This is a genomic window from Streptomyces sp. NPDC039424 (assembly GCF_055639495.1).
In genome coordinates, this window is record NZ_JBVKAI010000006.1 from 431,908 (window position 1) to 441,789 (window position 9,882).

General features: G+C 71.1%; 8 protein-coding genes. 4 read left to right on the plus strand and 4 right to left on the minus strand.

The features are described 5' to 3' along the window. Positions 1-15: 15 nt before the first annotated feature. Both ACZ7L0_RS18935 and ACZ7L0_RS18940 read right to left on the minus strand, forming a co-directional pair. Positions 16-765 carry a hypothetical protein gene (locus ACZ7L0_RS18935; protein WP_471243589.1) on the minus strand — a complete coding sequence of 250 codons (750 nt, stop codon included), beginning with the start codon at positions 763-765 and terminating at the stop codon, positions 16-18. Continuing rightward, the gene (locus ACZ7L0_RS18940) at positions 755-1,342 is read right to left on the minus strand and encodes an RNA polymerase sigma factor (protein WP_471243590.1); all 588 of its coding nucleotides are present in this window, start codon (positions 1,340-1,342) and stop codon (positions 755-757) included. Before ACZ7L0_RS18940 ends, ACZ7L0_RS18935 begins: the two co-directional genes overlap by 11 nt. A gap of 184 nt (positions 1,343-1,526) precedes the next feature. Here ACZ7L0_RS18940 and ACZ7L0_RS18945 point away from each other — a divergent pair, with 184 nt between their 5' ends. From ACZ7L0_RS18945 to ACZ7L0_RS18960, 4 genes are all read left to right on the plus strand, one after another. After that, positions 1,527-2,252 (plus strand): TetR-like C-terminal domain-containing protein, encoded by a 726-nt coding sequence (locus ACZ7L0_RS18945; RefSeq protein WP_471243591.1) that lies wholly within the window; start codon positions 1,527-1,529, stop codon positions 2,250-2,252. 43 nt (positions 2,253-2,295) lie between these two features. Then, positions 2,296-3,450: an MAB_1171c family putative transporter gene (locus ACZ7L0_RS18950; protein WP_471243592.1), complete on the plus strand. Its 1,155-nt coding sequence runs from the start codon at positions 2,296-2,298 to the stop codon at positions 3,448-3,450. Between the two features lie 300 nt (positions 3,451-3,750). Continuing rightward, positions 3,751-4,191: a helix-turn-helix domain-containing protein gene (locus ACZ7L0_RS18955; RefSeq protein WP_471243593.1), complete on the plus strand. Its 441-nt coding sequence runs from the start codon at positions 3,751-3,753 to the stop codon at positions 4,189-4,191. Beyond that, positions 4,188-4,766 (plus strand): toxin, encoded by a 579-nt coding sequence (locus tag ACZ7L0_RS18960; RefSeq protein ID WP_471243594.1) that lies wholly within the window; start codon positions 4,188-4,190, stop codon positions 4,764-4,766. The genes ACZ7L0_RS18955 and ACZ7L0_RS18960 overlap by 4 nt, the downstream gene beginning before the upstream one ends. Positions 4,767-4,775: 9 nt before the next feature. Here the strand turns inward: ACZ7L0_RS18960 and ACZ7L0_RS18965 are convergent, their stop codons facing one another. Both ACZ7L0_RS18965 and ACZ7L0_RS18970 read right to left on the minus strand, forming a co-directional pair. Next, the gene (locus ACZ7L0_RS18965; RefSeq protein ID WP_471243595.1) at positions 4,776-8,261 is read right to left on the minus strand and encodes an aminotransferase class I/II-fold pyridoxal phosphate-dependent enzyme; all 3,486 of its coding nucleotides are present in this window, start codon (positions 8,259-8,261) and stop codon (positions 4,776-4,778) included. 14 nt (positions 8,262-8,275) lie between these two features. Continuing rightward, on the minus strand, positions 8,276-9,217 hold the full coding sequence (locus ACZ7L0_RS18970) for an NAD-dependent epimerase/dehydratase family protein (protein WP_471243596.1): 942 nt from the start codon (positions 9,215-9,217) through the stop codon (positions 8,276-8,278). Positions 9,218-9,882 lie beyond the last annotated feature (665 nt).

Here is a 9,882-nt window from a genome sequence, read left to right on the forward strand (position 1 = left end):
CCGGGGCCGGACGGTCTAGGCCGCCGCCGCCGCGAAGTCCCCGGTGGCGAGGACGGTGCCGTCGGTGGAGGTCAGGCGAGCGCCGGCGAGCGTGGACGGCTCCACCGGGATCGGGATCTCCCAGGAGCCGTAGCCGTCGTGCAGTGCGAAGGTGCCCATGCGTACGGTCGTGCCGTCCGTGCGCTCCAGCAGGCAGGTGACCTTCCCGCTGTACGTGACCCCGGCGTCGTCGAGGTCGATGGACACGTACACCCAGCCCGGCGATCCGGGGTGGGCGAAGACCTTGCCGGCCGGCCTGCCCTGGGGGCCGACGGTCGTCAGATCGCCGTGCATCACTCCCGTGGCGGCCTCGGCGGACCGCGAGGGGGCGCTCGCGTTCTCGATGACCGTGCCCACGGCCCAGCCACCGAACCCGCAGGCGAGCGCGCAGACGGCGGCGGCGGAGGCGACCCGCAGCCGCACCCGCCGGCGCAGCCCCTTGCGCACGCGGTCCTGCCCGCGCACGGGCCGGCGGCCCTCGTGCGCCGCCGCGGCCTGGGCCAGCGACCGTGCCACCCGGGTCTCGAACCCGACCGGTGGCTCGCTGCCCGGCAACAGTCCGACCAGCCCGTCGCCGACGAGGGTCAGCTGCCCGACGTACTCCCGGCAGTCCGCGCACCGGTCCAGATGCGCGACAGCCTCGGCGCGTTCCCGGCCGGGGAGCACGCCCAGAGCCAGCTCGCCACCGATCTCCAGCAGCTTTTCGCAGGTCACGTCATTGGACATCGTCGCCTCGCTTCGGAGACGTGAGCGTGGAGCGCAGTTTCCCCATTCCCGCCCTGATCCGCGTCTTGGCCGTGCCCAGCGGGATGTGCTCCCAGTCCGCGATCTGCTGAGCCGTCATTCCGTAGATGCCCGCCATGACCAGGGCACGGCCCTGTTCGCGCGGCAGTCGTGCCACGGCGGCCCGCAGTCGGGACGACGCCTCGTCCGCGAGGGCGAACTGCTCGGGCGTCTCGGTCACGACACCGAGGAGCGCGTCGAGATCCTCGAGCGCCACGGGCTCCGTCCGCCGCGAGCGGACGGCGTCGATGGCGAGGTTGTGCGCGATGGTGGTCAGCCAGGTCATCACCGAACCGCGGCGGGAGTCGTAGATCTGCGCGTGCCGCCACGCGCGCTCGAACGTCTGCTGGGCGATGTCCTCGGCGAGCTGCGGATCGCCGAGGACAGCGACGGCGACACCGAAGACCGTGTGCTGGAACCGCCGTACGAAGGTGACCGCGAGTTCCGGGTCACCGGTGGCCAGCCCGGACAGCAGAGCCTCGTCCGGAAGACGACCTACGGGCAGCCCAAAACCCTGCATACCTGTATATACGGACCATTCCGGTCAGGGGATTGCCTGGCGACGACGGAAGGTCACCCCCATCCATTCTCCTCCGGCCGCCGGGGCCCGCACGGTGAAGCCGGGTGGCCGGATCACAGCGCATGACCGGGGGGCGCGGATGATCGCGCTTATGGCCGTTGTCGCTGGCAGGTACGGTTCGACCATGGTTTCCGCAACAGGCTCGGCCGAGGACAACGTCAGCTTCCCGGAGGTCATCAAGGCCACCGCACGTCAACTGCTGGTGAAGGTGGGCGCCGGGGGGCTGTCCCCGGACACCGTCGCCCGCGAGGGCGGCCTCGCCGTCGCCGACGTGGAAGCCGTCTTCCCGCAGCGGGACGAGCTGCTGACCGCGCTGGTCATCGACGCCTACAACGCCTCCGGCGCCGCGATGGAGCAGGCGGACCAGGCCGCCAGGGACACCGGGGCGTCCGCGGGCGCGCGGCTCCTCGCGGTGACGCGCGCGCTGCGGCGGTGGTCCTTCGACAACCCCGCGGAGTTCACCCTGATCTACGGCTCGCCCGTGCCCGGCTACCACGCCCCGCAGGACACGATCCCGCCCGCCTCGCGCACTCCCGCGGTGCTGGCCGGCATCGTGCGTTCGGCGCTCGAAGCCGGTGAACTCACCCCGCCCCGGCGGACGGTTCCCGGGCCGCCGCTGCTCCTGCCGGAGGCCGTGGCGCTCTTCGGCGGCACTCCCGAGGCTCCATTCTCGGACATCATCGAGCGCGGCATCGTGCTGTGGAGCAATCTGATCGGGCTCCTGGTGTTCCAGGTCTTCAGCCGCACGCACGACAGCGTGCGGGACGAGTCCGCGTTCTTCGACTTCGCCATCGCCGTGGCCGCCGAAAGCATCGGGCTCGTGGTCCCCGCGGGCGAGAACACCGACTGAACCGTCCGCCGCCGCGCGCGCCGCTCCCGCAGGAAATCGGGCCGTGAACACCACCAGAACCCTCTGCTTCGCCATCGCGGCGCTCTCGTCGTACGCCGCGCTCGCCTACCGGCTGTGCCAAGTTCGGCGCAGCTGGCGGGACAACGCCTACCGCGCACTGGTGATCACTCTGCTGCTCCAGTGCCTCACCTTCACGATGGGTGCCGTCGCCATGGGAGGCGGGAGCTTCCTGGGCGTCGGCAACCTCGCCATCCTGGTGATGCACGTGTCGGCGGTCACCTTCTGCGTCAGCGCGCAGATCATCCTGCTGCGCTGGGCGACCGCCGACGACGAGGCGGCACGCAAGAGCCGCTACTGGGTGATCACCGGAATCGTCCTCGACGCCCTGCTGATCGCCCTGTTCTTCATCGCCGACGGGCCCGGCCGGCCGGCGTCGGACTTCAACACCGGCAGCGGTCAGCCGCTGGTCCTCACCTACCTCCTGGCCTTCATCGTCTCCCAGGCGGTTCCGTGCGTCACCATCTTCCGCCAGTGCGGCCCCTACGCCCGGATGACCGACAAGGCCTCGCTGCGGCAGGCCCTGCGGCTGCTGTCCGTCGCCGCGGTGATCCTCTTCCTGTACTGCCTGGCCAGGACGGTCAACATCCTCACCGCCGCGGGCGGGATCGACATCGGCGTGTGGCAGGTCGCCGCCAATGTCTTCAGCGCGCTGGGCATCGTCACGCTCTCGCTCAGCCTGACCCTGCCCTCCTGGGGGGCGTCAGCCGCCAAACTGCTCGACTGGGCCCACAGTTACCGGTCGTACCGGGCCCTTTACCCGCTCTGGCGGGACCTGTACGAGGCCTCCCCGGACATCGTCCTGGAGCCGCCCGGGGCTTCGGTCTCCGATCTCGACTACCGTCTGCACCGGCGGGTCGTCGAGATACGGGACGGGTGGCGTGACCTGCGCCCCTACATCGACCGCACCGCGGGCGGCGTCGGCGGGCCGGGCCCGGGAGCGAGCGCGGAGTCCCGGCAGGCGTTCGCCGAAGCGGCGCGGATCAGGCAGGCGCTGCACGCCAAGCGCACCGGCACCGTCCCGGACGACAACAAGGACGCCGCCGACTTCGAAGACCGCGATACGGACAACTTCACGGCGGAGATCGCCTGGCTCACCAAAGTCGCGTCCGCCTACAGTAAACTCGGCGACGCGGGTTGAGAGCTCCCGCCCGGTCTGCATCCCCCGTCAGACCGGGCGGGTTTCCCCGTCCCCCGTTTTCCCCTCTCGGGCCGGCGTGTGTGCCCCGCCCGACCCGGCCCCGACCCATCCCCCGAGAGCCGGAACCGTCCGAGATCACCGGCGGCTGACTCGGCTACCCCCGTAGGCCAAGTTAGCTGCCAGCTATCGGCGAGCTCCAACGTTGGCGGAGGATCGGTCAATTGTCAACTGACCGCTAATCTGTGAAACTGCCGGATAGCCGAGGGCTATGCCGAGGAGGTGACGGGAGGTGGATTCGCGATGTCCGAGACCGACGACCGGCCGCTGCTGGCAGTGCGTCTGGACAACCTCTTCAAGACGGTTCGTCCCAAGGGCAGGCACTGGACCAACGCCGAGGTGGCGGAGGAGCTGAAGCGAGCCAGTCCCGAGCTCAAGGTCGGCGGGGTGTACCTGTCGCAGCTGCGGACGGGCAAGCGCTCCAACCCCTCCCCCGACCTGCTGGCCGCCCTGGCCCGCTTCTTCGGCGTGTCGGTCGCCTACTTCTTCGACGACAAGGTCGCCGAGTCGGTACTGAGCGAGGTCGCCGCCATAGAGGCGTTGCGGCAGTCGGGGGTCCGCGCCGTGGCGATGCGGGCGGCCGGGATGAAGAAGGAGAACCTCCAGGCCATCACGGCCATCATGGACCAGTACCGGCAGATGCAGGGTCTCCCGCCCGTCACCGACCCCTCGGACCAGGAGTGAGAGGCGCGAGGAAGGGGCGGTCCGCCGATCAGGACCGCCGCAGCCAGCTCAAGAGACTCCGGAAGGCCGGCGCGCGGCGGATCGCCGAGCTCGATCTGCCGAAGGTGGCCGACGTGGCCGAACTGTGCCGGTACCTCGGTGAGATCCGGGACCGGCCGATCACGTTGGTCCCGATGCAGATGCCGGCCTCGCATCCGTGCGGCATGTGGGTCGCCGCCCGAGACGAGGACCTCATCTTCTACGACGCCAACACCACCGGCGCGCATCAGGAGCACATCATCTTGCACGAGCTGGGCCACATCATCTGCTGCCATCGCGGGGCGGGTTGGCTGGACGAGGCGGCCGCACGCCTCCTCTTCCCCAACCTCGATCCCGACCTCGTGCGCGACATGCTCCTGCGCGCGACCTACGACGACGTTCAGGAGCAGGAGGCCGAGATCATCGCCTATCTGCTCTCCCAACGGGTGGGCAGCGCCGGGGAACGGCAGGGCGAGCCCGCGGCCGAGGAAGCCGGGGACTCCAGGGACTCCGGGAAGAGCGCCATGCTCAGCCGGATCGAACGCACCCTGATCTGACATGGCCCCTCAGTCCCCGGCGGATGCCACCTCCTCCGCCAGGACCGACACGGCCCGCCGGATGTCGTCCTCGCGGTGTTCGCTGGTGACGAAGAACCGCAGCCTCGCGAGCCCCTCCTCCACGGCGGGGTGGAAGATCGGATCGGCGATGACACCCCGGTCGAAGAGCCGGTCCGCGACGCGTAGGGTCCTCGCCGAGTCGCCGAGCAGACACGGCACGATCGGGGTGCCGGCACTGGAGCCCGTCGCCAGGCCCGCCGCGGTGGCCAGGCCGAGGAAGAGCTCCGCGTTCCGCCGCAGCCTGTGTACCCGGTGCGGCTGCGCGACGATCAGTTCGGTCGCGGCCAGCGCCGCCGCCGCGTTGGGCGGGGTCAGGCCGACGCTGTAGACGAAGCCGGGCAGGGTGTGGCGCAGCCACCGCACCATCCGGGCCGAGCCGCCGAGGTAGCCGCCGCAGCTGGCGAAGGCCTTGGAGAGGGTGCCCATCCACAGGTCCACGTCGGACCGGTCGACGCCGAAGAACTCGCCCACGCCCCGGCCGCGTTCGCCGACGGTGCCGATGCTGTGCGCCTCATCGACCATCAGCAGGGCGCCGTAACGCCTCTTCAGCTCGATCACGGCGGGCAGGTCGACGAGGTCGCCGTCCATGCTGTAGGCGCCCTCGACGGCGATCAGGATCCGTCTGAACCGGGACCGGTTGAGCCGCAGCAGGTGCTCCAGGCGGCCCATGTCGTTGTGGGCGAACGGGCGTCTCGCCGCTCCGGACAGCGCGCAGCCCTGAAGAATGCTGTCGTGGGCGAGCGCGTCGTGCAGGACTAGGTCCCCCTCGCCGACGAGGTGCCCGATCGCGGTGACATTGGTGGCGTGGCCGCTGACCAGCACCAGGCAGTCCTCGACTCCGAGGAAGTCGGCGAGCGCCCGCTCCAGCCGGACGGTCATGTCCCGTTCGCCGGACAGTACCCGGCTCGCGGAGACCGAGGTCCCGTACCGGCCCACCGCCTGGTGCACGGCCTCGTTGACCGCCGGGTGGCCGGAGAGCCCCAGGTAGTTGTAGCTGCCGAAGGACAGGAACTCCCGGCCGCCGATCACGGTCGTGTCGCGGATGTTGCCCTCGTGGACCCGGAAGTACGGGAAGTCCGCACCGCTGCCGGCGATCGAGCTCAGGCGCTCCTCGAACTGCCTCACCTCGGGGAAGAGGTCGACGCTCGCCGTCTCGGCCGCCCAGTCCGCCGCCCGCGTCTCCTGGGTCTCCTGGGTCTCCTGGGTCTCCCGCGGCAGGAGTTCACCGGGGTCCGGTGGCTCCGTGAGGTCCGGATCGACCAGTGCGATCAGCCGCTCGATGGTGAGGCCGGGCGAGAACATCTCCTCCGTACGGAAGTCCGGAATCCGCTTGGCGATGCCGACCTGCAGCTCCTGCAGCATCAGGGAGTCGAAGCCGAGATCGCTCACCAGCACCATGCGCTCGCTCAGGTCGGCGAGGGGGAAGACGCCGACCCGCGACACCTCTTCGAGCACGATGGATGTGCTCGACGCGGCGGGTGTGCTAAATGCCGTGGCTGGGGTTGTCGCGGTGGATGTGCCGGGTGCGGTGAACGCGTCGTCGGCCCGCACCGGCCGGCGAGCCGACTCGTCCACCACCCAGTGGCGGCGCGGGGCGAGCGGACTCGGTGGCAGAGTGCACGGGGGTATGCGTTCCGTCACCGGACGAAGCCCCGTGCCGGTGACCGCGCGCTGTGCGAGCCGGGCCAGAACGGCCGTGCGGGCCTCGGCGGACAGCGAGCCCGGCGCCGGGACGGGGGCCTCAGGCAGTTCACCCGGGGGCACCGTACCGGCCACCTGTCCCGGCCCGAGATCCCCGGTGCGGCCCGCCGCCACGGCCTCGGCCGCCGCTGTCAGCTGGGTGGCGGCGTCAGCGGCGTCCTGTGCCACCACGGCAAGGCGCTCCCCGAGGGGAGCCCGGCGGGCCAGGGTGTCCGCCACCCCGGCCAGCGACGGCCGGTCGTCGGCGAGGGTGTCGGCCAGTTCCCGGGCGTGGCGGGCCAGCCCGGTCCGGTCGCGGGCGTTGAGGACCAGGAGGTGCGGTCCCCCGTCCGGTGCGGGGCGGGCCGGTGCCGTGGTGCACTGCTCCACCACCACATGGACGCCGGTGCCGCCGAAGCCGAAGGCGCTCACCCCCGCCCGGCGTGGCCGGGCGGACTCCGGCCACGGGGTCGGCGTGGTCGGGACGGTCAGCCGTGCTGCGTCCAGCGCGGAGCGGTCGGACAGGTCGAAGTCCGGCTGCGGCGGTATCACTCCCCGGTGCACGGCCAGCACGGTCTTGATGAGTCCGGCCAGTCCCGCGGCGTTGAGGGAGTGCCCGACCACCGCCTTCACCGCGCCGAGGAACGCGGGCGCACCCCGCTCACCGCGCAGCTCACGCAGGACACCGACCTCGACGGGATCACCGACTGTGGTCCCGGTGCCGTGCGCCTCCAGATAGTCCACCGAGTCAGGGGGCAGGCCCGCATCGCGGTAGGCCCGGCGCAGCGCTCGCAGCTGACCGGCCGCCTGGGGATGCATTCCGCCCTGCACGGTCCCGTCATTGGCCGTTCCCACCCCCCGGATCACCGCGTAGACCCGGTCGCCGGCCGCCAGCGCGTCGGCCAGGGGCCGCAGAACCAGGATCCCGGCGCCCTCTCCCAGCACGAAGCCATCGGCCTCCGCGCCGAACGGCAGGCACCTGCCGCTGCGCGAGAGGGCACCGATCCGGCACAGGCCCACCAACAGGTCGGGGGTGAGCAGCAGTTGGGCTCCGCCCGCGAGTGCGATGCGGCATCGGCCCGCGCGCAGCGCGAACACGGCGTTGGCCACGGCCATCAGGCCACCGGAACACGCCGAGTCCAGCGCGTAGCTCTCGCCGTGCAGATCGAAGACCGAACTGATCGTGTTGGGGCCCATGTTGAGCAGGAGCCCGGCCACGGAGCTGCCGTGCAGCCCATCGACCGCGCGGACCGTCTCCGGCAACCGGGGATCGGTCGCGGGTGCCCCGAACTCGCCGCCGGCCAGCTGACGCATCCGGATCCGCAGGGTGCTGATCTCGCGGTAGCCGCTCTCGGTGAGCGACGTGATCACCGAGGTCTCCTCGCGGTCGAAGCCGTCGGTCTCCCATCCCGCGTCCTGGACAGCCTCACGGGCGAGGTCGATCAGCAGCCGGTGCTGGGGATCCATCGCCCTGGCCCGCCGTGGCGGGATGCCGTAGTGCACCGCGTCGAACCGGCCCACGTCCGGCAGCAGCGCCATGGTGTCCGTGTAGGCCGAGGAGGTGTCGCGGAAGTCGTCACCGAGGAAGGCGGCGGCGCGCCACCGGGAGTCGGGAACGGTGGAGAACTGTGCCCGCGGGTCCGTCAGGAGCCGCCAGTACCGGTTCACGTTCGGCGCCCCCGGGAACCGGCAGGCCATCCCGACGATGGCGATGTCGTCCCGCCGCGCTCCCGCTGAACCCACTGTGGAATCCATCCCTGTCACAGACGTCACCCGGTGGGGGCCAGTCGCACACGCCACCAGTCGGCGGTCGCCTTGATCTGCTCGTCGACAGGGGTGGCGCGCACCGCGAACGCGGTCTCGTAGGCGCTGGAGTCGACCAGGAACGGGTGGTCGAACTGATAGCGGATCTCCTTCAGTTCGCGGATCAGCGGGGAGAAGAGCGATGCGACGCCCAGCACGGCCGACGGCAGTCTGTGCACGGCGACCGGGCCGGTTCCCGACTGGGCGGCAAGGCGGCCGACCATCTCCCGGGTGGACAGCGCGGGCTCCGTCGGAATGTGCCAGGGCCGCCCCCAGGCCCGTTCCTCGTCCGCGACCTCCACCAGGGCCCTCGCCACATCGGGGAGATAGGTCCAGCTGTGCGGGGCGTCCGGGTCGCCGAGCGTGGCGACCGACCTGCCGCTGAGCAGTCGCGGCATCACCCGCGCGGCCAGGTGTCCGCCGTCGGTGACGCCCGGCCCGAAGAAGTCCGAGGCGCGCACCTCGACCGCCCTGATGCGGCCCTGCTCGTGCAGTTTCCGCGCCTGCTCCCAAGCGGCCGCGCGCACCCGCCCCTTGGGGCCGGTCGCCGCGAGCGGCAGTTCCTCGGTCATGGGACCGTCCACCGGGCCGTAGCCGTAGAGGTTGCCCAGCATGACCAGGACGGCCCCGGTGGCCTCGGCCGCCGCACAGGCCGACGCGGACAGCGGTGGCCATTCATTCGCCCAGCGATGGTAGGGCGGTGCGGCGCAGTGGTAGATCGCGGCCGCGCCCCGCGCGGTGTCGATCAGCCGTTCGCTGTCCGTCGCGTCCAGCGCGACGTGCTCGATGCCTGGTTCCGGGCTTCGGCCCGACTTGGTGACGACCCTTACCGAATGCCCCCGTTCGGCCAGCAGTCGAGCAGTGGCCGCACCTGCGGGCCCAAAACCTAAGACGACTTGAAGAGTCACGTGCGCACACTAGCGCGATTGCGCGCTGACTCCGCGTGCCACCGCCCGATTACGATGACCTGCGGCCGCATACGACTGGGGGCGGGGAACATGGGCGAGAGAACCGACGGTCCGACGGCTGGCGGGCGAAGCGCCGGGTCCTCACATCCCGCCCTGCGGCACCTTGGCGCCATGCATCTGAGCGGAGCCGTACTCCTGCTCACGTTCCTGGTGCCGCCGTTCTGGATGCTGGACGCCGGCTACGCGACAGCGCCGGGTGATCCCACCGCGGATGCTCCCTTCGTCCTCCTCTTCGCCGTGCCACTGGTCTGCGCGAGCTTCCATGTGATCGTGCAGATCCCGGCCGGTCTTCTGGGAGCCTGGCTGGGCAGAAGCCGCACCACGCCGGTCAAGTACGGGAGCGCGGTCGTCATGGCCGGCGCACTGAGCTTGCCCCTCCTGTGGAGTCTGGGGTGGAACACCTGGGGCAGTGTCGTCCCCGTGTGGACCGACGCCATGGTGCGTGGATCACTCGGTCTGGCCGGGTTCATGTGGGTGCTGCGGGCGCGGCCCAGGCGTCACAGCCCCAGAGAGATCGCGAGGCGGGTGAGCTCGGCGGTGGTGTTGATGTTGAGCTTGGCGCGGATGCGTCGGAGATAGGCGTCGACCGTGTGCTTGGACAGTCC